Source organism: uncultured Bacteroides sp. (assembly GCF_958445495.1).
In the GTDB taxonomy this organism is placed as follows: Bacteria; Bacteroidota; Bacteroidia; order Bacteroidales; family Bacteroidaceae; genus Bacteroides.
In genome coordinates this window covers 158,472-181,934 of the sequence record NZ_CAUCSQ010000002.1, presented here as the reverse complement: position 1 = coordinate 181,934, position 23,463 = coordinate 158,472, and the positions used below count along the sequence as shown (strand labels likewise).

General features: G+C 44.4%; 19 protein-coding genes. 9 read left to right on the top strand and 10 right to left on the bottom strand.

What is annotated here, in order from left to right; genetic code table 11:
• Positions 1-6: 6 nt before the first annotated feature.
• The 3 genes from Q5076_RS01675 to Q5076_RS01665 all read left to right on the top strand — a co-directional run bounded on the left by Q5076_RS01675 (position 7) and on the right by Q5076_RS01665 (position 3,444).
• Entirely contained in the window at positions 7-1,494 is a 1,488-nt protein-coding gene (locus tag Q5076_RS01675; RefSeq protein ID WP_303010490.1) for a Gfo/Idh/MocA family protein, read from the top strand.
• Between the two features lie 32 nt (positions 1,495-1,526).
• Positions 1,527-2,396 carry a DUF1080 domain-containing protein gene (locus Q5076_RS01670; RefSeq protein ID WP_303010489.1) on the top strand — a complete coding sequence of 290 codons (870 nt, stop codon included), beginning with the start codon at positions 1,527-1,529 and terminating at the stop codon, positions 2,394-2,396.
• A gap of 142 nt (positions 2,397-2,538) precedes the next feature.
• The gene (locus tag Q5076_RS01665; RefSeq protein WP_303010488.1) at positions 2,539-3,444 is read left to right on the top strand and encodes a sugar phosphate isomerase/epimerase; all 906 of its coding nucleotides are present in this window, start codon (positions 2,539-2,541) and stop codon (positions 3,442-3,444) included.
• Positions 3,445-3,544: 100 nt separating this feature from the next.
• Here the strand turns inward: Q5076_RS01665 and Q5076_RS01660 are convergent, their stop codons facing one another.
• Together Q5076_RS01660 and Q5076_RS01655 are read right to left on the bottom strand one after the other, a co-directional pair.
• A complete protein-coding gene (locus Q5076_RS01660) occupies positions 3,545-3,769 on the bottom strand; it encodes a hypothetical protein (protein ID WP_303010487.1) in 225 nt (74 codons plus the stop codon).
• A 159-nt stretch (positions 3,770-3,928) separates the two neighbouring features.
• Entirely contained in the window at positions 3,929-5,602 is a 1,674-nt protein-coding gene (locus Q5076_RS01655; protein ID WP_303010486.1) for a long-chain fatty acid--CoA ligase, read from the bottom strand.
• 110 nt (positions 5,603-5,712) lie between these two features.
• Here Q5076_RS01655 and mtaB point away from each other — a divergent pair, with 110 nt between their 5' ends.
• From mtaB to Q5076_RS01635, 4 genes are read left to right on the top strand one after another with little or no spacing between them, the layout of a single operon-like run.
• On the top strand, positions 5,713-7,032 hold the full coding sequence (mtaB, locus tag Q5076_RS01650; RefSeq protein WP_303010485.1) for a tRNA (N(6)-L-threonylcarbamoyladenosine(37)-C(2))-methylthiotransferase MtaB: 1,320 nt from the start codon (positions 5,713-5,715) through the stop codon (positions 7,030-7,032).
• 2 nt (positions 7,033-7,034) lie between these two features.
• Positions 7,035-7,967, top strand: a complete 933-nt coding sequence (locus Q5076_RS01645; protein ID WP_303010484.1) for a lysophospholipid acyltransferase family protein — start codon at positions 7,035-7,037, stop codon at positions 7,965-7,967.
• Complete coding sequence (locus tag Q5076_RS01640) at positions 7,967-8,995, top strand: glycosyltransferase family 2 protein (protein WP_303010544.1); 1,029 nt, start codon at positions 7,967-7,969, stop codon at positions 8,993-8,995. The genes Q5076_RS01645 and Q5076_RS01640 overlap by 1 nt, the downstream gene beginning before the upstream one ends.
• A gap of 4 nt (positions 8,996-8,999) precedes the next feature.
• On the top strand, positions 9,000-9,524 hold the full coding sequence (locus Q5076_RS01635; RefSeq protein WP_303010483.1) for a methylglyoxal synthase: 525 nt from the start codon (positions 9,000-9,002) through the stop codon (positions 9,522-9,524).
• Between the two features lie 511 nt (positions 9,525-10,035).
• Here the strand turns inward: Q5076_RS01635 and folB are convergent.
• From folB to Q5076_RS01620, 3 genes are all read right to left on the bottom strand, one after another.
• A complete protein-coding gene (gene folB / locus Q5076_RS01630) occupies positions 10,036-10,410 on the bottom strand; it encodes a dihydroneopterin aldolase (protein ID WP_303010482.1) in 375 nt (124 codons plus the stop codon).
• 88 nt (positions 10,411-10,498) lie between these two features.
• Positions 10,499-13,180 carry a 4-alpha-glucanotransferase gene (locus Q5076_RS01625; RefSeq protein ID WP_303010481.1) on the bottom strand — a complete coding sequence of 894 codons (2,682 nt, stop codon included), beginning with the start codon at positions 13,178-13,180 and terminating at the stop codon, positions 10,499-10,501.
• A gap of 127 nt (positions 13,181-13,307) precedes the next feature.
• Positions 13,308-15,851, bottom strand: coding sequence for an adenosylcobalamin-dependent ribonucleoside-diphosphate reductase (locus Q5076_RS01620; RefSeq protein WP_303010480.1), 2,544 nt, complete (start codon positions 15,849-15,851; stop codon positions 13,308-13,310).
• Between the two features lie 284 nt (positions 15,852-16,135).
• On the opposite strand from Q5076_RS01620, the gene Q5076_RS01615 reads away from it, so the two are divergent.
• On the top strand, positions 16,136-16,876 hold the full coding sequence (locus tag Q5076_RS01615) for an NADPH-dependent oxidoreductase (RefSeq protein ID WP_303010479.1): 741 nt from the start codon (positions 16,136-16,138) through the stop codon (positions 16,874-16,876).
• A 418-nt stretch (positions 16,877-17,294) separates the two neighbouring features.
• On the opposite strand, the gene dnaA is transcribed toward Q5076_RS01615, so the two are convergent.
• The 3 genes from dnaA to Q5076_RS01600 all read right to left on the bottom strand — a co-directional run bounded on the left by dnaA (position 17,295) and on the right by Q5076_RS01600 (position 21,224).
• Complete coding sequence (gene dnaA / locus Q5076_RS01610; RefSeq protein ID WP_303010478.1) at positions 17,295-18,707, bottom strand: chromosomal replication initiator protein DnaA; 1,413 nt, start codon at positions 18,705-18,707, stop codon at positions 17,295-17,297.
• 351 nt (positions 18,708-19,058) lie between these two features.
• Positions 19,059-19,952, bottom strand: coding sequence for an MlaD family protein (locus Q5076_RS01605; RefSeq protein ID WP_303010477.1), 894 nt, complete (start codon positions 19,950-19,952; stop codon positions 19,059-19,061).
• Positions 19,953-19,964: 12 nt separating this feature from the next.
• Positions 19,965-21,224, bottom strand: a complete 1,260-nt coding sequence (locus Q5076_RS01600; RefSeq protein WP_303010476.1) for an N-acetylmuramoyl-L-alanine amidase — start codon at positions 21,222-21,224, stop codon at positions 19,965-19,967.
• Between the two features lie 81 nt (positions 21,225-21,305).
• On the opposite strand from Q5076_RS01600, the gene Q5076_RS01595 reads away from it, so the two are divergent.
• Positions 21,306-22,262 (top strand): transporter, encoded by a 957-nt coding sequence (locus Q5076_RS01595; RefSeq protein ID WP_303010475.1) that lies wholly within the window; start codon positions 21,306-21,308, stop codon positions 22,260-22,262.
• 310 nt (positions 22,263-22,572) lie between these two features.
• Here the strand turns inward: Q5076_RS01595 and Q5076_RS01590 are convergent, their stop codons facing one another.
• Both Q5076_RS01590 and Q5076_RS01585 read right to left on the bottom strand, forming a co-directional pair.
• Complete coding sequence (locus Q5076_RS01590) at positions 22,573-22,896, bottom strand: hypothetical protein (protein ID WP_303010474.1); 324 nt, start codon at positions 22,894-22,896, stop codon at positions 22,573-22,575.
• 144 nt (positions 22,897-23,040) lie between these two features.
• Positions 23,041-23,460 carry a DUF4377 domain-containing protein gene (locus Q5076_RS01585; protein WP_303010473.1) on the bottom strand — a complete coding sequence of 140 codons (420 nt, stop codon included), beginning with the start codon at positions 23,458-23,460 and terminating at the stop codon, positions 23,041-23,043.
• Positions 23,461-23,463: the final 3 nt, after the last annotated feature.

Genomic DNA, 23,463 nt, shown 5'->3' with positions numbered 1-23,463 from the left:
ATAATTATGTCAGACATTTCGAGAAGAGATTTTCTCAAAAGCGGCGCTTTTGCTTTGGCAGGTCTTACCATTGCTCCAAGCTCCATTCTAGGTATGAGCCACGGACACGTGTCTCCGAGTGATAAATTGAATCTTGCTGCCGTAGGTATTGGCGGTATGGGTCATGCCAATATCAATCATGTGAAGAACACGGAAAATATTGTAGCCCTTTGTGATGTGGACTGGAAGTATGCAAAAGGAGTGTTCGATGAATTCCCGAAAGCAAAGAAATATTGGGATTACCGCAAGATGTATGATGAGATGGGTAAGTCTATTGACGGGGTGATTATCGCGACTGCCGATCATACTCACGCCATTATCACGGCTGATGCGATGACAATGGGCAAGCATGTGTTTTGCCAGAAACCGTTGACTCATTCCGTTTATGAATCCCGTTTGTTGACTAAATTGGCTGCTTCCACGGGCGTTGCTACCCAAATGGGTAACCAGGGAGCCTCTGACGAAGGTACGGATTTGGTTTGCGAGTGGATTTGGAACGGCGAAATCGGCGAGGTAACCAAGGTGGAATGTGCTACCGACCGTCCTATTTGGCCGCAGGGATTGAATTCGCCCGAAAAGGCCGACCGTATTCCGAGTACGTTGAATTGGGATTTGTTTACGGGTCCTGCAAAATTGAATCCGTATAATGAAGTATATCACCCGTGGAACTGGCGCGGATGGTGGGATTACGGTACAGGCGCGTTGGGTGACATGGCTTGCCATATTTTACATCAGCCGTTCAGGGCGTTGAAGCTGGGGTATCCTACTAAGGTGGAAGGATCGTCTACTTTGTTGCTGAACGCTTGTGCTCCGCAGGCGCAACATGTGAAGATGATTTTCCCGGCACGCGACAATATGCCGAAGGTAGCGATGCCTGAAGTGGAAGTTCATTGGTATGACGGCGGTATGATGCCCGAACGTCCGAAAGGTTTTCCGGAAGGTAAGCAATTAATGGGTCCCGGCGGAGGTTTGACGATTTTCCACGGAACGAAGGATACGTTAATCTGCGGTTGCTACGGTCAGGAACCGTTCTTGTTGTCCGGCCGCGTTCCTAACGCTCCGAAAGTTTGCCGTCGTGTTCCCAATGCGATGAATGGCGGACATGAAATGGATTGGGTACGTGCTTGTAAGGAGGATAAATCGAGCCGCGTAATGACTAAGTCCGATTTTTCGGAAGCAGGTCCGATGAATGAGATGGTGGTTATGGGTGTATTGGCTATCCGTCTGCAAGGTTTGAATAAAACGTTGGAATGGGATGGAGAGAATATGTGTTTCACCAATATCGGTGATACGGAAACGCTCCGGACTTGTGTCAAAGACGGGTTCAAGATTCATGACGGTCATCCGACGTTCGACAAGACGTGGACGGAACCGGTTAATGCGAAACAGTTCGCTGCAGAGTTGGTGAAGCATAATTACCGGGAAGGATGGAGATTGCCGGATATGCCCAGATAAGAGTATTTTTTAATTAAATAATAAAATTGGTTATGAAGAAAGTTTTTTACCCTTTAGCATGTTGTCTTGCTGCAGGAGCTTTGGTTTCTTGCGGCGGACAGAAATCGGGAAACGCTCAGGCAGAGCAACCGGTAAGTGAAGTGTCATTGGCATATTCCAGAGCATTGAAGGCTCCGGAAACGGATAGTTTGAAGTTGCCCGTAGACGAGGAAGGTTATATCACTATTTTTGACGGCAAGACTTTTAACGGCTGGCGGGGTTACGGAAAAGACCGCGTTCCTTCTAAGTGGACCATTGAGGACGGTTGCATCAAGTTTAACGGAACCGGCGGCGGCGAAGCGCAAGATGGTGACGGCGGGGATTTGATTTTTGCCCACAAGTTTAAAAATTTTGAGCTGGAATTGGAATGGAAGGTTGCGAAAGGAAGCAATTCCGGTATTCTGTATCTGGCACAGGAGGTCACTTCTAAGGATAAGGACGGTAATGACGTGCTTGAGCCGATTTATATCTCTGCACCTGAATATCAGATTCTGGATAATGCCAACCATCCGGATGCGAAACTGGGGAAAGACGGAAACCGTCAGTCGGCTTCTTTGTATGACATGATTCCGGCGGTTCCGCAGAATTCTAAACCGTTCGGCGAATGGAACAAGGCTAAGATTATGGTTTATAAAGGAACGGTGGTTCACGGGCAGAACGATGAAAACGTTCTTGAATATCACTTGTGGACGAAACAATGGACTGATATGTTGCAAGCCAGTAAGTTCAGTGAAGACAAATGGCCTTTGGCATTTGGATTGCTGAATAACTGCGGCGGCGATAATCATGAAGGTTATATCGGATTCCAGGACCATGGGGATGATGTTTGGTTCCGTAATATCCGGGTAAAGATTCTGGATTAATTGTTATTATGTGACGATAATAAAGTGCGGATTATATGGATGTCACGGCATCCGCGGGTTTCCGGTTGCCTGATTCCATATAATCCGTATTCCTCACAGATTTTTTGTGTAAAGTTTAATTATTTATCCTGATATCTATTATATGAAAATCCGAATATATTCATGTGCATTGATTTTTCTTTTTATGATGCCGTTTGCAGCAGGTGCACAGTCTGGAAAAAATAAAAAAGAGGTCGCCATCCAGCTCTATTCCGTCAGAGACATATTGAATAAGGTCGACAACAAGGACGGTAAGTGTGACGCTGCCTATACTTCCCTTTTAAAGAGATTGGCGAAAATGGGTTATACCGGCGTGGAAGCCGCTAATTATAACAACGGTAAATTTTATGACAGGACTCCCCGGCAATTCAAGCAGGACGTAGAGTCTGCCGGATTGAAGGTTTTGTCTTCGCATTGTACGAGGGCGTTGTCCGAAGAGGAGTTGTCTTCGGGTGATTTGTCGAAATCCCTTCAATGGTGGGACCAATGTATTGCCGATCATAAGGCGGCGGGTATGAGTTATATCGTGGCTCCTTGGATGGATGTGCCTAAGACGCTCAAGGATTTGGATACGTATTGTACTTATTTTAACGAGATAGGCAAACGCTGTAAGCAGCAGGGGTTGTCGTTCGGATACCATAATCATGCTCATGAATTTCAGAAAGTGGAAGGTAAGGTGATGTATGATTATATGCTGGAGCATACGAATCCTGAGTATGTCTTTTTCCAGATGGATGTCTATTGGGTGGTTCGCGGGCAGAACAGTCCGGTGGATTACTTTAATAAGTATCCGGGCAGATTCAAGATATTTCATATCAAGGACCACAGGGAACTTGGGCAAAGCGGGATGGTCGGTTTTGACGCTATCTTCAGGAATGCGGAGAAAGCGGGTGTAAATCACCTCGTCGCAGAGATTGAACAGTATAGCATGCCTGTGGAAGAAAGTGTGGAAGTGAGTTTGGATTATTTGCTGGATGCTCCTTTTGTCAAGAAGTCATACGCCAAGTAATGCTAAGGTGAGCCGCGGAAGGGCGGGGGAGAAAAATAAAAAAGTCTGTGCATGCCTTGCATGTCAGACTTTCAATTCTCTCGAAGCTGTATGGCTTGGATTATTTAGCGGCTTCAGTGGTTTCTGTTGCTGCTACGCTATCAGTTGCCAGTGTGTCATTAGCTGCTGCGGCTGCTTCTTCGGCTGCGGCTGCTTCTACTGCTGCAATTGAGTCAGCGATACGGATAGAATCTGCAGTTGCTTTAGCTGCGTCGGCTGCTTTGTTGCCACATGATGCGAATGATACTGCTGCGATAGCTACTGCCATCAAAACTAATTTTTTCATTTTCTTTGCTTTTTAAAACGTAATACAATCAATTGCTTTATTAAAACGGTGCAAAGGTATGTACTTTTTCAATATGTTGTTCTCGCGAAGGTCACTTTTTTTATGTTTTTTTTCAGAAGGTTATTTTATGTTCTCTCTTCTTTGTGCTTTTGAAATGCGTTAGTCTATTGCAATGCTGTTGTAGAGGTATCTTTTGATACTTCGTTTCGGCGTTTTCTCGAATTCCGTCGGGTATAGCTGGATTTTGCTGATTGTTTCGTAAGATGCGACGTTGCTGTTCAGGTTCTTCAGGTTTTCATCCATGATTGTTTTCAGGTTCTCCGGATTGTTCAGTCCGAGGGAATCCAACGCTTCGTAATCTGCATAGACGAGCGCCACTAATTTTTTGTTGCGTTCGATGACAAGGCTTTCGAGGATGAAGGGCAGGTTGTTGAGTTTGTTCTCCAGCTCTTCCGGGAATATGTTTTGTCCGTTTGAACTTAGAATCATCGTTTTGAGCCGTCCGCGAATGAAGATATTGCCGTTGGTGTCCATGTTTCCGAGGTCGCCGGTACGCAGCCAGCCGTCTTCCGTGAAAACTTCCTGTGTGGCTTCCGGATTTTTATAATAGCCTGTCATTACGTTTTCACCGCGGACTTGGATTTCTCCGATTTCCGCTTCCTGTTTTTCTTTATGGATACGTGCTTCCATAATGTCCAGGACTTTTCCGGAGGAACCCGGTATGAATTCATCCCATGGCGCGTAGCTGATAAGGGGACCGCATTCCGTCATGCCGTAGCCGATAGTGAAAGGGAATTTGATTTTGTAGAAAAAATCTTCCACTTCCCTGTCCATTGCGGCTCCTCCGATGATAATCTCTTTGAACCGGCCTCCCAGGGAGTCGGTCAGTTTCTTGCGTATCTGATTGTATATTTGCGTATCGAGCAACGGAATGTTGAGCGCCCACTTCATTCCTTTTTTATTGATGAGGGGCTGGATGATGTTTTTGTATATTTTTTCGATAACCAGCGGGACGGTGATGATTAGGTTCGGTTTTACTTCCTCAAAGGCTTTCATGATGATTTTAGGGGAAGGTATTTTTCCGAGCAGGGTGACGTGGGTGCCGACGGCCGTTGCCGTTAAGAAGTCGAATGCGCAACCGTATGCATGGGCGAGCGGAAGGAAGGAGAGGACTTTATCCCCTTTTTTCAGAAGTCCGGTGCGGATACCGAACGTGACATTGCCGGCGAGGTTGTTGCCCGTCAGCATCACTCCTTTGCTGAAACCGGTGGTTCCGGAAGTGTAATTCAGGAGTATCACCTTGTCGTTGGACAGGGTGGCGTATCGGATGTTTTCCCGGTTGAATCCTTCGGGATAAAGGGAGTGCATTTCTTTATCGAGGTTTTTCAGGAACTTCTGTATGGTTTCTCCGTCGCGTTGGTAGAGGCAGCGGAAATCTGTCAGTGAGAATACGCCACGCAATCCCGATAGTTTTTCTTCTTCCAGGTTTTCCCAGATATTGTCGCCGGTAAATAAGAAAACGGACTCGGAATGATTGACGATGTGGTGGACGTCGTTGGCGGAAAAGTCTTGCAGGATGGGGACGACTATTGCGCCGTAGGTGATTGTCGCCATGTAGGCTATGCACCAGTGAGCGTTGTTTTTGCCGATAACGGCAATTTTATCTCCTCTGCGGAGGCTGCAACATTGGAACAGCCAATGTAAACGGGCAATTTTTTCGGCTACTTGCCCGTAGGTATATCGGGTATTTTCTCCGTAGTCGGTGTAGCAGGGCAAGTCCCAGTTTTCACGAAAACTGTTTTCATATAGTTTGATGAAATTCTCTTTTATCATTGCACGTTTTTTAGTGAATTGTGCAAAAATAGGAATAAACTTTCGTATCCTAAAGCGTTTTACTGATAATAATGTGTAACTTTGCACGAAATATGTGTTTATAACAGCTTATGATAGATACCACTGTGTTTCAAAATAAGACAGCCGTTTATTATACGTTAGGCTGCAAATTGAATTTTTCAGAGACTTCGACTATCGGTAAGATTCTGCGTGAGGCAGGGGTCAGGACGGCACGTAAAGGGGAAAAAGCGGATATTTGTGTAGTGAACACTTGTTCGGTGACGGAAGTGGCGGATAAAAAATGCCGGCAGGCCATCCATCGGCTGGTGAGGCAGCATCCCGGCGCTTTTGTCGTGGTGACCGGATGTTATGCCCAACTGAAACCGGATGATGTGGCGAAGATTAAAGGGGTGGATGTCGTGCTGGGCGCTGAACAGAAAAGCGAGTTGCTACGGTATTTGGGCGATTTGCAGAAACATGAGGAGGGGGAGGCTTTTACTACCGCGACCAAGGATATCCGTTCGTTTTCGCCTTCATGTTCGCGTGGAGACCGTACCCGTTTTTTCTTGAAAGTGCAGGATGGCTGTGATTATTTCTGTTCGTATTGTACTATACCTTTTGCCCGCGGACGTAGCCGTAACGGGACAATCGCGTCTATGGTGGAGCAAGCGGAGCGGGCCGCCGGTGAAGGAGGAAAGGAAATTGTGCTGACGGGGGTGAATATCGGAGATTTCGGAAAGACGACGGGAGAATCTTTTTTTGATTTGGTGAAGGCGTTGGACCGGGTGGAAGGCATCGGACGTTATCGTATCTCTTCCATTGAGCCTAATTTGCTGACGGATGAGATTATTGAGTTTGTGGCAGGTTCCCGTAGTTTTATGCCTCATTTTCATATTCCTTTGCAGTCCGGCAGTGATGAGGTCTTGAAGTTGATGCGCCGGCGTTACGATACGGAGCTTTTCGCCTCAAAGGTGAAAAAAATAAAAGAGGTGATGCCGGATGCTTTTATCGGCGTGGATGTCATTGTTGGAACCCGTGGCGAGACGGAGGAATATTTTGAACGGGCTTATCGGTTTATCGAGGGATTGGATGTGACCCAGTTGCATGTGTTCAGTTATTCCGAACGTCCCGGTACGCAGGCTTTGAAAATAGATTATGTGGTTTCTCCGGAGGAAAAACATCTGAGGAGCCAACGGTTGTTGGCGCTTTCCGATGAGAAAACGCAGGCTTTTTATACCCGTCATATCGGACGGGAAATGCCTGTATTGTTGGAAAAATCAAAGGCGGGTAATCCCATGCATGGGTTTACGGAAAATTATATCCGTGTGGAGGTGGAAGGTGACGGCTCGTTGGATAACCGGGTTGTCAGGGTCCGTTTGGGAGATTTTAATGAGGACAAGACTGCGCTTAAAGGCACAATTCTGGTATAAATATGAAATCGAGATTTATCTATTGGCTGGTGTATAGTGGGATGTGGCTGTTTTCGGCTCTTCCTTTCAGGGTTTTATATATGCTTTCGGATTTTAATTATCTGTTGATGTATTATGTCGGAAGGTATCGTCGGAAGGTGGTGAGAGATAATTTGAACAGGTCGTTTCCGGAAATGACGGCAAAGGAGAGGCTGCGGATTGAACGCAGGTTTTATCGTTATCTCTCGGATTATATGCTGGAGGATTTGAAACTTCTGCACATGTCGGCGGAAGACCTTTACAGGCGGATGGTTTATAAGAATACGGAACAGTATCTGGAGCTGACTGAGAAGTACGGCGGGATTATAGTGATGATTCCTCATTATGCCAATTACGAGTGGCTCATCGGAATGGGGGCGGTAATGAAGCCGGGAGATGTGCCTGTACAGGTTTATAAGCCGTTGAGGGATACGTATCTGAACGAACTGTTCAAACGCATCCGTTCCCGTTTCGGGGGGTATAACATTCCGAAACATTCTACTGCACGGGAGATTATTAAATTGAAGCGTGAGGGCAAGAAGATGGTGGTGGGATTGATTACCGACCAGTGGCCTAGCGGGAATGAGAAATATTGGACTGCCTTTTTGGGACGGGAAACCGCTTTCTTGAATGGGGCGGAACGGATTGCCAGGATGATGAATTTTCCGGTTTTTTATTGTGAGTTGACTAAAAGGAAGAGGGGATATTGTGAGGCTGAGTTCAAATTGATGACGGAAACGCCTAAGGATACGGCGGAGGGGGAGATTACGGAAATGTTTGCCCGTTGCCTGGAACAGACGATTCGCCGGGAACCGGCTTATTGGTTATGGTCTCATAGGCGGTGGAAGACTTCTAAGGAGGAGTGGATGAACATAATGGAGATGGAGAAAGAAAGGTTGAAGGAGAAGCAGAAGTGATGAAGGTGTCGGTTGTTATCTTGAATTGGAACGGGTGTGAGATGCTCCGTACGTTTCTTCCGTCGGTTGTCCGGTATTCGGAAGGAACGGGGGTGGAAGTCTGTGTGGCTGATAACGGCTCTACGGATGCTTCTACGGATTTGCTTCAAAGGGATTTTCCTTCTGTCCGTCAGATTTTACTGGAGCGGAATTATGGTTTCGCGGAGGGATATAACTTAGCTTTGCGGCAGATTGACGCCGAATATGTGGTTCTTTTGAATTCGGATGTGGAGGTGACGGAACGTTGGTTGGAACCGATGATTGCTTATCTTGACACTCATCCGGAAGTGGCGGCTTGCCAGCCGAAGATACGAAGTTGGCGGCAGAAGGAGTATTTTGAGTATGCCGGGGCTGCCGGAGGGTTTATGGACAGGTACGGTTATCCTTTTTGCCGGGGGCGTATAATGGGGAACCTTGAGAAAGACGAGGGGCAGTATGATACGGTGGTCCCTGTTTTTTGGGCGACGGGAGCGGCATTGTTTATCCGTCGTACGGATTATGAGAAAGCGGGCGGATTGGACGGACGTTTTTTCGCTCACATGGAGGAGATTGATTTATGCTGGAGGTTGCGTTCGCGCGGCCGGGAGATTGTCTGTATCCCGCAGAGTGTGGTTTATCATGTGGGAGGGGCTACGCTTAAAAAGGAGAATCCTCACAAGACTTTTCTTAATTTCCGTAACAATCTTGTCATGCTTTATAAAAATCTTCCTGAGGAGGAGTTGGATGAAGTAATGCGGTTCCGGGCTTTGCTGGATTATGTGGCGGCATTCGTTTTTTTGTTGAAAGGGCAATGGGAGAATGCTGTCGCTGTGGTTCGTGCAAGGAGGGAATATAAAAGGAACCGTTGTTCGTTCTCTTCTTCCCGTGAAGAAAACATGAGAAAAAAAGCGGGGAATCCGATACCTGAACGGACAAAAAATAGTATCTTGTGGCAGTTTTATGCGGGAGGATGCAGGAAATTCTCCCGATTGTCGGATTTTAAAAGATAACCAGATGGAACCAAAAGTGAGAAGAGGTATTGGGTTGGTAGCGCATGACGCTATGAAGAAAGACCTTATCGAATGGGTGTTGTGGAACTCCGAATTGTTGATGGGTCATAAGTTTTATTGTACGGGTACGACCGGTACTCTGATTTTGGAAGCGCTGAAAGAAAAACATCCGGAAGTGGAGTGGGATTTTACAATCCTGAAGTCCGGTCCTTTGGGCGGTGACCAGCAGATGGGGTCGCGCATTGTGGACGGGCAGATTGATTATCTGTTCTTTTTTACCGACCCGATGACATTACAGCCTCATGATACGGACGTGAAGGCGTTGACTCGTTTGGCGGGCGTGGAAAACATCGTCTTTTGCTGTAACCGTTCAACGGCGGATCATATTATTTCCAGTCCTTTGTTTATGGATTCCGATTATGAACGCATTCATCCTGATTATTCCGGTTATACGAAACGGTTTGCGGATAAGCCTGTGGTAACGGAGGCTGTGGAATCTGTGAATAAGAGGAAGCAAAAAACGAGATAGGCGGTCGGTCTCCGGTTGTCTTTTCTTACGGGGGCACGGAGCTTTTTTTCTTGTTTATCCTTGGGACATTCAGTAAATAGTATAAAATTAGCCAACTAATTCATACTTAAAGTAGGGATATTCAGTGTATTGAATCTGTAATACGACTGATGGCGGATGAATCGGTTGTTTCATGTCTTTGATGGAAGAAGGCTGGTTCAAGAGAGAAAAAGAGGCGTTTTTTGTTTCTGTTTTGTCAAGCGGGACATGTGAATCGAATCCCCTTGTTTTTACCTTCTGTTGTCATAACGCGAGGTTGAAACAAGGGGATATTTAATGATATCCTTATTCTGGAATGGGGAAGAATAAAGAGGAAATGTCTATGAAAGGGTAAACTTGCTTTTCTGCAAATCTCTGGTAGGGAGAATTGTCTGAATATTTCTACTCATTGTCTTTCAAAAAGGCAGAATGATTTATTAAATGTTCTCTTATGAGGGGGTTGATTTGCAGGATATCTGATTTTCAACATCTGTTACTGTTGCCTGCTGCAATGCAACTCTATTCCTGCTGCGTCAATATCTGCTCCCATCGGCGGATTTCGTTTGGAGAGGCGGAAGTCTATTTCTTCCACGGCAGGAAAAGCTTCAAAGAGCTTTTGTATAATCCGGATGCTGGCATGTTCCAGCAGTCGGGACGGGATTGCCATTTCATGTTTTATCACGTTGTACACTTCGGCATAGTTGATAGTGTCTGCGACTTCATCCGTTTGTGCTGCTTTGCCGATATCTGTTTTGAGCTTTAGGTCGATAGTATATTCGTTTCCGATAAGGTTTTCTTGCGTTGCTACTCCGTGGTAGGCGTAGCAACGAATGTTTTTCAGAAAAATATAGCTGTTGTCTATTTTCATTGTCTGTTATTTTACTTTTATATTTTTGTATAAGGTTTCGACATCGGCGTGTCTGTGGCATCGTTTCCGGTGTGGCGTCGTTTCCTTTTTATTTTTGCGGGTTTCTCCCTGTGTATTTGATAAGCCCGCGTATTTTTTCATTGACTTCTTTGGCTTTCATCAGTTGCTCTAAAGTAAGGTGCATCCGGTATCGCCAATAGTTTCTCGGATTGGAGGGGACATTGATTCGCTCTTCCTGTATATCGGGGTTTCTCCATTTTTCGTCAATGGATAGCCAGTCTTGTAATGACAGGATGCAGAGGATGGAATTACTGTTGAGATGATTGCGCACTACTTCTTCGCATAGTTCCGGTGTGGCGGTTGTGGGAGCGGTGCCGTAATGTCCCAGCATCGTGTTATAATAACGTTGTGTCTGTTGGTAATCTTCTTCCCACCACCCCCGCAGAGTAGACATGTCATGGGTGGAGATTGTACAGACCGACCGATAGGGGTATTGGCTCAGGTGTCCGAATTCTTGTGCCGGGTTCTTGGGCATCCGTTGGATTTCCAGGCTGAGAATACGTAAATCATTCATTACTGATGCGACGCAGTCCGGAATCATACCCAAATCTTCTCCGCAGACCAACATTCGGGTGGATTGTGTCAATTGCGGCAGCTTTTTCATTGCCTGTTGATGCCAGAAGGTGTTGTGACGGTGGTAATAATATTGGTTATAGAGTCTGTTGAAGGCGTTTTTTTCTCCTTCGTTCAGTGTGCGGAAAACATAGTCGTGTTGCACGCCGATGCGGGGATGGTATTTTCCTTTTTCTTTTTGAGAAGGAACGAATAGCACGTCACTGATTAAGGAATAAAGCCCGTCTCGTATCCATGTGCTGTCTTCATCGTTCTTGCCGAAGAAGAAACGCTCGACCTCCCGTTGGGTTTCAAATCCCGGCTTCATGCGGTAAATGCCGGATACATCGGTCGGTTGGAGGAAATTTTGTTTCACGAACTCGGTGTGCGGCCCGAACAGTTGTCCGAGGAAGGATTCGTGGATATAAGGAAGAAGGTATTCGTCGCGGAACGTGAGACCGAAACTTTCTATTTCTTCCCGGCTCATGGGAAGGGAGGGGACAAACTGTCCTAACAAGCCGTGTACGGCATGCATGGGAATTTCCCAGATACGGAAGAATCCGAGGATATGGTCAATCCGGTAGGCGTCGAAATATTCCGCCATTTTCTGAAAACGTTTCATCCACCAGCAGTAGCCGTCTTTTTCCATGACGTCCCAGTTGTAGGTGGGGAATCCCCAGTTCTGTCCGTTGGCGGAAAAATCATCAGGGGGGGCTCCCGCTTGCCCGTTGAGGTTGAAGTAATGGGGCTCTGTCCAGGCTTCCACACTGTTGCGGCTGATACCGATTGGAATGTCTCCTTTTAACACGACGCCTTGTTCGCGGGCGTATTTCGTAACGGCGAACAACTGGAGGTGCAGGTGGTATTGGATATAGAAATAAATTGCGATGTGCGGATAGTCTGCCGTTCCTTGCCGGCACATTTTTTCTATTTCTTGCGCGTCATAAACCGAATGTCTCGGCCATTCGCGGAAATCGGGCGTCCGGTAGGCATCCCGCAGATAACTGAATACCGCATAGGGCTGTAGCCATTCTTTGTTGGACTCGAAAAATTCCCTGAAACTTTTGGAGGATAAGGTCTTTTCTCCGTCTTGCTTGAATAATAGGCGGTAGTATTCCCATTTGGCCCGGTTTACGGCTTCATAGTCGATGGCGGACAGGTTGTTCAGCTCTTTTTGCCTTTGTTTGAGTTTCGATGCGGCTTCTTTGTCTTTAAGTGTGCCCATCTGCCTGAGGTCTGCGTACATCGGGTGGAAAGCATAAATGGAAATGCTGTTGTACGGATAGGAGTCTGTCCATGTATGTGTCATTGTCGTATCGTTGATTGGCAGAATCTGTATCACTTTTTGATGGGTATATACAGCCCAGTCAACCATCCGTTTTAAATCTCCGAAATCACCTACGCCGAAACTTTTCTCTGATTTTAGGGAGAATACGGGGATAGCAACCCCCGCCCCTTTCCATGCGGGAATGTCGAAATAGGCGTACCGGTCGGCAATGACTAAGGTCTCGTTTGTTTTTAATTCCGGCTCTGCCAGATAGCGGTTGGGATTATTTTCCCAGCAATCCGCTCTTTTTTCTGCTTTATTGTAGAGGATGAATTTATATTCCAGGGGAAATTTCAATTTGTTTGCGTCCAGCTCTGCCTGCCATTCCGGGAAGTTCGCGTCGCTCATAAGGACGGCTTTTTCCGGTTCCCAGTTTCCCAATGCTTTTTGATTGCCGCAGATTGCCAGGCAGTAGTCTTGGTTGACACGCGGAGCGTAGACCTTGATTACCAGACTTTTCTTATAGTTCTGCGGAACTGTTTCTCTTTCAGGATGTGCTAATAGGACTTCCGTGAATGCGGAACTGTAAAGATATGATTGTTCGGGAATGTTTTTCCAACAGTCATTGATTCTGTATTTTTTTTGGGAGGGGCCGCATAAGAAAAGGTGTCTGGGAAAATTGTCCCATTCTTTGCGGGTGACTGCTCCGTTTTGTTCTATCTGGTAACGGTAATTGACAGACATGCCTTCTTGGGGAACTTCGAGTTCCAATTCTGTTGTCCAGTATATTCCGTCTGTGGTATGCAGGGAGACGGATTCCGGAAACAGACCGGCAATCTTTACTTCTTCCCCCCAATTGGTGCGATATTCGATGTTGAATGATAAAATCATATATTAGATTCTGATTAGATATTTTCGGACTGCAAGTATAAGATATTTTTTTGAATAAAAAATAAAAGGAGTCCGTATGGGCTCCTTTTAACCTTTTGTTTATATATTAATTAACATACGAAGAGGTTTATCCACATCTGGAAGCGCCGCAAGTTGTACAAATCAGGCAGCCTTCTTGATAAACCAGTGTTTCATTTCCGCAGTTCGGACATTTTTTCCCTTTAGCTTCAGTCCCGTCCTGGATGTATTTTTTCAATGCGCGTTCCACGCCGTTTTTCCAGGTGTTAATGTTTTCACTGTTCAGTTGCAGGGAACCGACTAGCTTAATGACTTGTTCAATCGGCATTCGGTAACGGAGCACGCCGGAAATCAATTTGGCGTAGTTCCAATATTCTTTATTGAATTTTTCAGACAGTCCTTCAATGGTTGTTTTGTATCCGCGTTTGTTTTCAAACTGGAAGTCATAACGTTTTGTACCGTCTTCATCCACATTTTTTATGATACGTCCGCAAGTTACGCTCTTAGGCAACAGGATGCCTTCGTCGTCATCCTGCAATCCGGTAAAGATTTCGTAGGGATGCCCGTCCAGCAATCCTACGAAGGCGACCCATTTTTCTTTGTTGTTCTGGAACCGGACAACGTCTGCTTCCAGGACTTTGGGGCGTACTTCTACTACTGTAGGAGGTTTGCAGGGGGGGAGTTCTTCTTTTTTGTCTTTGTTTGATTTGGTGGAAATCAATACTCCCGAACGCGAACCGTCACGATATACGGTACAACCTTTGCAGCCGGATTTCCATGCTTCTACATACAGGCGGTTCACCAATTCTTCGTCCACGTCGTTCGGCAAGTTGATGGTTACGCTGATGGAGTGGTCTACCCATTTCTGGATTCTTCCCTGCATCTTCACTTTCATCAACCAGTCTACATCATTGGAGGTGGCTTTATAATAGGGTGATTTGGCTACCAGTTCGTCAATTTCTTCTTGCGTGTACCGTTTGGACGGGTCATATCCGTTAGCTTCCATCCATGTCACGAATTTATGGTGGAATACGATATATTCCTCGAATGCATCTCCTGTTTCGTCAACGAAGTCTACATGTACGTTTGTATCGTTCGGGTTGACTTTTCTTCTGCGTTTGTAAACGGGCAGGAATACGGGTTCGATACCGGAGGTTGTCTGGGTCATCAGGCTGGTGGTTCCGGTAGGTGCGATAGTCAGGCAGGCGATGTTGCGGCGTCCGTATTTTTTCATTTCTTCATACAGTTCCGGCTCTGCTTCTGCAAGGCGTTTGATAAACGGATTGTCTTGTTCCCGTTCGTTACTGTAAATTTCGAAGGCGCCGCGTTCTTTAGCCATTTCTACGGAAGAACGATAGGCTCCTAAGGCTATTGTCTTATGTACTTTCTCTGAAAATTTCGTCGCTTCTTCTGTTCCGTAGCGGAAACCCAGCGCAGCGAGCATATCTCCCTCGGCTGTGATACCGACTCCGGTACGCCGGCCTTGACCGCTCTTTTTATATATTTTTTCCCAAAGTATGCGTTCTGCGCGTTTTACCTCATCGCTTTCCGGATCTTCGTCGATTTTCTTCATGATGCGTTCAATCTTTTCCAGCTCAAGGTCGATGATATCGTCCATGATACGCTGTGCCAGAGCTACGTGTTTCTTGAACAGTTCGAAGTCGAAATAGGCATCCGGTTTGAATGGGTTGACGACGTAGGAATATAGATTGATAGCCAGTAAACGGCAAGAATCGTACGGGCATAAAGGTATTTCGCCACAAGGGTTGGTGGATACGGTTCTATAACCGAGGTCGGCATAGCAGTCGGGTACGGACTCGCGGATGATGGTATCCCAGAACAGGACTCCCGGTTCTGCCGATTTCCAGGCGTTATGGACAATCTTCTTCCATAGGGCGGAAGCGTTGATTTCTTTAGTAAAGCTGGGATTGGGCGAGTCGATAGGGTATTGTTGGATGTACGGCTTTTCTTCGATGGCCGCTTGCATGAAGGCATCGTCCAGCTTAACGGATACGTTGGCGCCGGTAACCTTGCCTTCTGTCATTTTTGCATCGATGAATGCTTCTGAATCCGGATGTTTGATAGACACACTGAGCATCAATGCGCCGCGGCGTCCGTCCTGTGCCACTTCACGGGTGGAATTGGAGTAACGTTCCATAAACGGGACGAGGCCGGTGGAAGTCAAAGCCGAGTTTTTGACGGGAGAACCTTTCGGGCGGATGTGAGACAGGTCATGGCCTACGCCTCCACGTCTTTTCATCAGTTGAACTTGCTCTTCATCGATTTTGATAATAGCCCCGTAAGAATCTGCTGCACCGTCCACTCCGATTACGAAGCAGTTGGAGAGTGAAGCTACCTGATGGTCGTTTCCGATACCTGTCATCGGGCTACCTTGCGGAACAATGTATCTGAAGTGGTCGAACAGGGCGTATAATTCCTGGGCGGTCAGTCCGTTCGGATACTTCGATTCGATGCGTGCCACTTCATTTGCAATTCTCCAATGCATGTCTTCCGGAGATTTTTCGTAAATATTTCCGAAAGAGTCTTTCACTGCGTATTTGTTTACCCAAACTCTGGCAGCAAGCTCATCGCCTTGAAAATATCGTAAAGATTCTTCATAGGCTTCATCATAAGAATAAATTTGCTTTTCCACGATTTAATGTGTCTTAGATTTCATTTTTAATAAGTAATGTGTAGAAGTTTACTTATCATTAACAAATGCAGGCACAAAGCTAAGAATGTTTTTTCATCTATCAAAATAAAAATGAAACATTTTATTAACAGATTGCAAGTTTTCCATTTGTCTTTGATAAGTATCTGATAAACAATGAAATCATAAAATTGTTCAAAGGTTAAAGTTTTCCAAAAAGAAAACTATTCTGTTCGGCCGGTATGGAGGAATCTTTTTTTCTTTTTATATCTTTGCAGAAAAAAGATATGTTTGAGACTGTAAGGAACAGAAGGACCGTTCGGAAGTATCTTGCCAAGGATATTGCTCCCGATTTGTTAAATGATTTGCTTGAAACCTCTTTCCGGGCTTCTACTATGGGGGGGATGCAGCTTTATAGTGTGGTCGTTACTCGTGATGCGGGAATGAAGGAAAAGCTTTCCCCTGCTCATTTTCACCAGCCGATGGTAAAGAATGCACCGGTGGTACTTACTTTTTGTGCCGATTTTCGTCGTTTCAGCAAGTGGTGTGAACAGAGAAAAGCTGTACCGGGTTATGACAATTTAATGTCTTTTATGAATGCCGCTATGGATACTTTGCTTGTGGCGCAGACTTTTTGTACTTTGGCTGAAGAAGCGGGACTCGGAATCTGTTATCTGGGGACGACGACTTATAACCCGCAGATGATTATCGACGTGCTGAATCTGCCTGCATTGGTATTTCCCGTGACGACAGTGACAGTGGGGTATCCGGACGGTGTTCCGGCACAAGTGGACCGTTTGCCTTTGGAAGCTGCCGTACATCAGGAAACGTATCATGATTATACGCCTGAAGATATTGATAAGTTATATGCTTATAAAGAATCGTTGCCGGAAAGCAGGCAGTTTATAGAAGAGAATAAGAAAGAAACTCTTGCGCAAGTCTTTACAGATGTGCGTTATACAAAAAAAGACAATGAATTTATGTCTGAAAATTTGTTGACGGTTCTTCGCGGGCAAGGATTTTTATAAGAGATAAAACAAGGGAGTCCGGTAAATTCCGCATTTGAGGAGAGATTCAGAAAATTCCGTATTTTGGGGAATATTCATAAAATAAAAGAGATAAGGCAACTGGTTCATTGCGAGTCAGTTGCCTTATTGTATTTTTAAGGGTATCCGGTATATGTTTCGCCTTTGGGAATTCAATAGGTGGAAATACCCGGAAAATTTTACGTATCTGAGATTTGTTGAAGGGTAAGTTTATCTTTTCAGGAGAGTTTACCTTTCATTTTTATTTTATGAATAGTCTTGATGGATACTAAGACAGTGGGGATACGAATGGCAATCGGACGGATATTAAAAACAACAATAAGCGGTAAAAGAGCCATTGGCGGCATACGATTGTTTACCGTTTACTGTTGTCCGGTATTTTTTCGGAATTCTTTTTCCTTTAATTTCTTTTCTTCAACAATGTCTCTATTTCCTGTACTTCCGCATGAAAGCTTTTGTCTACCTCCAATTGGCCTTTAACCGTCTTACAGGCATGGAGTACGGTTGCATGGTCCTTATTGCCGATAAACTTTCCTATTTTGGAAGTTGAGAAATCCGTATGGTTTTTAGCCAGATACATAGCAATTTGTCTTGCCTGGACTACCTCTCTTTTTCTGGATTTTGTATGTATGGCGGATGGTTCCAGGTCGAAATGTTTGCATACGACTTTAAGGATATCGTCGATTGTGACAGCCTTTGTTTCGTTATGGACTACACCGTGCACGATGTGTTGCGCTAAGTCCAAATCTATTTCTTTGTTGAAAATCGTAGAACGTGCCATGATTGCGATAACGATGCCTTCCAAATCACGTACGCTTTCATTTACGTTTTCTGCGATGTAGTCGATTACTTCCGGTGGAAACTGCAATCCGTCGCGGTGTATCTTGTTGCGCAGGATATTCTTGCGGAGTTCCACAGTCGGTTTTTCAAGTTCAGCCACCATACCCCATTTGAAGCGGGTCAATAGGCGCTCTTCGATACCTTGCAATAACACAGGGGCACGGTCGGAGGTCAGAATGAGTTGCTTGCCGTTCTGATGCAGGTGGTTGAAGATATGGAAGAAGTTGTTTTGCGTTTTGGTAACTCCTGCAAACTCCTGGATATCATCGATAATTAATACATCGATAGTCTGGTAGAAGTTGATAAAGTCGTTGGTTGTGTTATTACGTACTGAATCTGTGTATTGGACTTGAAACAGGTGGGCTGACACGTACAATACTCTTTTTTCGGGATATAATTCTTTGATTTTCGTACCGATTGCGTTGGCAAGGTGCGTTTTTCCTACGCCGGATGCTCCGTAAAGGAATAATGGATTGAAAGCGGTGCCTCCCGGTTTCTGTGCTACGGCTTCGGCGACGCTTCTCGATAATTTATTGCTGTATCCTTCTATGAAATTCTCAAAATTATAGTTGGGATTCAAATGTGGGTCCAAATCCTGTACGGCAGGAGCTTTCAGGAAATTAGGAGCCTTATTGCCGTCAAATATGCTTTTGGGGGTGACGGCTGTAGAACGATTGCTTGCTTCGAGATTAACCGTTTGATTAGGAATCGAAGTCTTGTCTACCATGACGTTGTACATCAACTTAGTGCCTTCGCCGATAACCTTATATAAGGTCTTACGAATCAGATCCACAAATCTCTCTTCCAGAATCTCATAGAAAAACTGGCTCGGAATCTGTAAAATCAATGTTTTGTCCTCATATTTTAGCGGAACAATCGGGGCAAACCAAGTATTATATGTCGTATCGGGAACATTGTCTTTGATTATTTCCAGACAGCGGTTCCAAAGCACGACATGATTTGATTCAATCATAGCAACTTCTAATACATTTATTAATTAAGCAAAACTTCTACGTTTGCAAAATTGGGAATCTTATTTGGAAAAAACAAATCCGTTTTTTCTTGTTTATTTCATGAAAATAATAATGCGTTTACTTTCAATGACTTATACATTCCTATAGAATCACTATAGGTGTGATAGCTCTTGATTTTTTATAAGTATCTGTATATTAGTATATTGTATTATGACTTCTCCTGATTTTTCTTTTATTCCCTTGTTTGTACAGGAATATTATTTCGGTTTATAGATAGACATTTGCAAAGTAATCCGCAGCCTTTTCGTCTCTTTTCCTTATTTAGATAAAATCTATATAAGGAAGAAAAGTTACTTGTCTTTCTTGCCGAACAATGAGAAGTGGACATAACGTTTCGGATGTGCTTTCAAGTCTTCCAAAAGACTGGCGGCATTTTTCGTCGTTGCATTCAGATTATTATATAGGGACGAATCGTTAAAGAGCAATCCTAACGTATTGTCTTTGTTATTCAGCTTTTCCGTCAGCATTTTTACGTTAGCCAGCGTTTCGTCTACTTTTTTGAAAGTTGCCGTATAGTCTATTTCTTTCAAATTGCCGCTGATGGTGACGAAATTGTCTCCGATGGTATTGAGTTTCCCTGTGAGTTGGGGAATATCATTGCTCATGAGCCCTTTCATTTGCGAACTTACCACAGCCAGATTGGCGGTAGCGGTTTCCATAGAATGCAAGGTGGCGGGGATACTTTTGTCTCCCAGGATATGATTCAGGGAAATGAGGATAGAGTCCAGTTTGGGCAACATCTCCTGTACTTTAGGCATTAGCTGTGCTACGCTTTCCATCATTCCGTTGTTCAGTGAGCCGGGGATAGTGTCTCCTACTGCATATTTTTCACGCGGGTTGTTAGCCAGCAGGATGTTCATGCGTACGCCTCCCATGAGTTCGGATACCAGTTCGGCGGTACTTCCTTTGGGAATGCGCAGTTCGGTATCTAGTTCCACTTCGACGACAACATTTCCCGGATTTACGTAATCATAATAGATGTCGCGTACAATGCCGACGCGAACGCCGTCTGCAAATACCGGACTGGATTTGGTCAATCCGTTTACATTCTGAAATTTGGCATAGAAATAACTTGAAGGTTGAAACATGTGTATTCCTTTCAGCCAATTGATGCCATAGACCAACACGCATAATGCTATGATACCTGCAATTCCTATTCTGACTTCTTTTGTAATGTACTTCATTTTATCTTTTATTTATTTTTTTCTTTTCTTGAATTCGGCAATCGCTTCGCTGACATTCATTTTTTCACCGTTGCGGAAGGCGATGATAAAAGCATCTTTGAACTGCGCCGTTATAGAGCGTTTCGTGCGTAATACTTTATTATAGTCGGCGGAAGCGCCATACGTATATTTGTATAATCCTTTTTCCTTATAGTAATCTACATTCTTCAATCCTTTCAGCCGTTTGTCTGTTTTTGCTAAAGGTTTGGAAGAGGTTAGTATTTGTATCTTAAACGTAATTTCACTGTCATTGGTTGCACTTTCTGCTGCGATTGGTCGTTTAGTTGCCTTTTTTGCCGTTGTGACCGGTTGGGCGGCAGTTTCGGCTACCCACGTTTTCTGTTGTGCCTGGGTATTTGTTGGAAGGGCTTGAGATTGCCGGGCTGTTGCCGGAGCGTCGTCTTTTTCTTGAGCGGCAGGGATAATCGTATTGCTGGCTCCTGTCAGGCGCAACTCATGTTCTCTTTTATAGTTTAAGAAAGCATGATAAATGCCTTTCGCCATCGTATTAGCTCCTTCTTCCGAATTCAGATAACGTTCTTCTTCAGGAGTGGAAATAAATCCCAGTTCAATAAGGATACTGGGCATAGCACTTGCTTTCAGAACAAGAAATCCCGCTTGGTGCACGCCTCGATCTATTCGTTTGCAGGTATGGCGGAACTGTTTCTGTACCAGTGACGCTAGATGTACGCTCTGTTCCATGTATTTGTCCTGCATGAATTCGAATATGATATAAGATTCTGCCGAATTCGGATTAAAGCCGGCATACCTTGTCTTATAGTCGCTTTCATAAAGGATTACCGCATTTTCCCGTTTGGCAACTTCCAGATTGGCCTCCGATTTGGCTAGACCCAAGGTCCAGGTAGAGGCTCCTTTTGCCGTACGGTTGTTTGCTAGTGCGTTGGTATGGATGGAGATGAAAAGGTCGGCCTTTGCATTGTTGGCTATTTCCGCCCGTCGCGCTAAAGGAATAAACACGTCCTTGCTACGGGTATAAATTACTTTGGCGTCTTTACAGTTTCTTTTTATCAGATTTCCGACCTTTAGGGCGATATTCAGGTTGATATTCTTTTCTTTGGAGATTTTTCCTATGGCTCCCGGATCATGTCCTCCGTGTCCTGCGTCAATAACTACGACAAAATCTTTCCCCCATAAACGGCCGATACATGAGGGTAGAAAAAGTAGCCATAGGCAAATGCATGTATATAATATGTAAGGTCTATTCAGTTTCATATCCGTAATACGCTGCAAATGTAGTAGAATTTTGTAGAAAACTCATTATTTACCATTAAGTTTTGTGTTTTTTTCGGTTTAATGATAGCTTTTTTCCTGAAATCTCCGTTACTTTGCAAGGTGAAGTTAAAATATACGTCGATGCTTAAGTTTTTGAAGAATTGGACATTACCTATTGCAATGTTGGTAGGTGCTGCGGGATATCCGTTGTTTATCACTCTTTCTTTTCTTACTCCATATCTTATTTTTACGATGTTGTTACTCACTTTTTGTAAAGTATCTCTCCATGAGTTGAAGCTTAAACCTCTGCATGCGTGGTTATTGTTGATTCAGATTGTAGGAGCGTTGGCAGCTTATCTTTTACTTTATCGTTTTAATAAGATTGTAGCGGAAGGGGTGATGGTTTGTATTATCTGTCCTACGGCCACTGCCGCTGCGGTGATTACTTCCAAGTTGGGAGGCAGTGCGGCGAGTCTGACAACTTATACGTTGTTGGGAAATATCGGGGCTGCCGTTGCAGTACCTATTCTTTTCCCGTTGGTGGAAACACATCCCGATATCAGTTTCTGGGGAGCGTTTTTCATTATCTTGAGCAAGGTGTTCCCATTATTGATTTGTCCTTTTCTCGCGGCGTGGTTACTGGGTAAATGTCTTCCGGGGGTACATCGGAAGTTACTGGGCTATCATGAGCTGGCTTTTTATCTGTGGGCTGTTTCATTGGCTATTGTAACGGCCCAAACATTATATTCGTTGTTGAATGAACCGGCGGACGGTTTTACAGAGATGATGATTGCTGTCGGAGCCTTGATTGCCTGTTGTTTGCAATTCTTCTTAGGAAAAACGATTGGTTCCGTTTACAATGACCGTATTAGCGGCGGGCAGGCATTAGGACAGAAAAATACGATTCTTGCCATTTGGATGGCGCATACCTATTTGAATCCGCTATCTGCCGTAGCTCCCGGTTCCTACGTACTGTGGCAAAACATCATCAACAGTTGGCAGTTGTGGAAAAAGAGAAAGAATGAGATAAAATACTGAACACAATACACTGATATTCATAGAACAGTACACTTCAAAAATAGGTGAAAGGTGCAGGCCTCCGAGTGTATTATTTTATGTTTTCCCAATATGCATACACTGCTATAAGATTTACATTAAAAGCCGGTTTCTATATCTTCGGTGAATTTGCCGGGGCATAAAAATACGGAGGATGTCCGAATTTATCCGTATCCTAAAATTCTGAGACACATTTATTAGAACCATTTCCTTTCCGCCTGTTTTTGAATCCCCCTTTTATAGGCAAGCTTTTGTCTGTTCTTGTGTACTTTGTCATTCGGAAATTAAAATATCAATAATCTATCCTATAACAAATGACGACAGCTTTCACATCTGCTTCGGGATATTTGTTTTGATAATAAACTGTAAGGTCTTTATAAAGCCACGGGGTAACAGAATAGTCGGCGGCAGATTTGGTCTTTGCCCCACTGCAAATAAATACATCATATTGCATGGCGTTCTTTTCCGGACCGGCATCTTTAATAAAGTCCCATTGCATATACCCCAATACATTGCCTTTAGGAGGGAACAATTTATATGTTTCCGAAAATTCGGTATAATCTTTATTTACTTTTTTAAGAATACCTTGTTCCACCGTTTTTTTATTCGTATCCAACAAGAACCAATTTTCCCATCCTGCCGTAATGTAACAATGTAATCCTTCAACAAGGGCGGCATTTGCCCTAATGTCGTTTTCAATGATTTCTTGTTGTTCTGCATTTACAGTATATCGGAATTCAGAATCTACATGTGAACAATATTACTCATAATACCAGTCAGGAATAAAGTTGAGAGGTAAGTTTGCCGAGCTCTTTTTTTCTTTTGAGATTACTTCAAGAAGAATGTATTCCGTCCATGCCGGTTCTCCTTTGCTATAATCCAGATAACTCGTTTCACTGATACGAATTCTGTATTCATACCCGGGTTCGTATTTAAACCCTTCGATTATTCCAAATGCTTCCCACTCCGTAGATTGTTCTTTCATGACAGCATACACGTCCGTTAGGTTGCTGTTACCACATGAAGTTATTACACCGGGCACTTTTGAGGAAGCAACCGTCAAGACATATTCTTTGTAATCGGTTATTTTTCTTTCCTCTTTTTCATCATTGCCGCAGCTTATAAGAATAACAGCACAAAACAATGATAAGAACATTCCAAGTAAATCTTTTGTTTTCATATC

Coding starts and splice junctions, on each gene's coding strand:
- Q5076_RS01675 (WP_303010490.1), top strand. CDS start 7: ATGTCAGACATTTCGAGAAGAGATTTTCTCAAAAGCGGCGCTTTTGCT.
- Q5076_RS01670 (WP_303010489.1), top strand. CDS start 1,527: ATGAAGAAAGTTTTTTACCCTTTAGCATGTTGTCTTGCTGCAGGAGCT.
- Q5076_RS01665 (WP_303010488.1), top strand. CDS start 2,539: ATGAAAATCCGAATATATTCATGTGCATTGATTTTTCTTTTTATGATG.
- Q5076_RS01660 (WP_303010487.1), bottom strand. CDS start 3,769: ATGAAAAAATTAGTTTTGATGGCAGTAGCTATCGCAGCAGTATCATTC.
- Q5076_RS01655 (WP_303010486.1), bottom strand. CDS start 5,602: ATGATAAAAGAGAATTTCATCAAACTATATGAAAACAGTTTTCGTGAA.
- mtaB (WP_303010485.1), top strand. CDS start 5,713: ATGATAGATACCACTGTGTTTCAAAATAAGACAGCCGTTTATTATACG.
- Q5076_RS01645 (WP_303010484.1), top strand. CDS start 7,035: ATGAAATCGAGATTTATCTATTGGCTGGTGTATAGTGGGATGTGGCTG.
- Q5076_RS01640 (WP_303010544.1), top strand. CDS start 7,967: ATGAAGGTGTCGGTTGTTATCTTGAATTGGAACGGGTGTGAGATGCTC.
- Q5076_RS01635 (WP_303010483.1), top strand. CDS start 9,000: ATGGAACCAAAAGTGAGAAGAGGTATTGGGTTGGTAGCGCATGACGCT.
- folB (WP_303010482.1), bottom strand. CDS start 10,410: ATGAAAATAGACAACAGCTATATTTTTCTGAAAAACATTCGTTGCTAC.
- Q5076_RS01625 (WP_303010481.1), bottom strand. CDS start 13,180: ATGATTTTATCATTCAACATCGAATATCGCACCAATTGGGGGGAAGAA.
- Q5076_RS01615 (WP_303010479.1), top strand. CDS start 16,136: ATGTTTGAGACTGTAAGGAACAGAAGGACCGTTCGGAAGTATCTTGCC.
- dnaA (WP_303010478.1), bottom strand. CDS start 18,707: ATGATTGAATCAAATCATGTCGTGCTTTGGAACCGCTGTCTGGAAATA.
- Q5076_RS01605 (WP_303010477.1), bottom strand. CDS start 19,952: ATGAAGTACATTACAAAAGAAGTCAGAATAGGAATTGCAGGTATCATA.
- Q5076_RS01600 (WP_303010476.1), bottom strand. CDS start 21,224: ATGAAACTGAATAGACCTTACATATTATATACATGCATTTGCCTATGG.
- Q5076_RS01595 (WP_303010475.1), top strand. CDS start 21,306: ATGATAGCTTTTTTCCTGAAATCTCCGTTACTTTGCAAGGTGAAGTTA.
- Q5076_RS01585 (WP_303010473.1), bottom strand. CDS start 23,460: ATGAAAACAAAAGATTTACTTGGAATGTTCTTATCATTGTTTTGTGCT.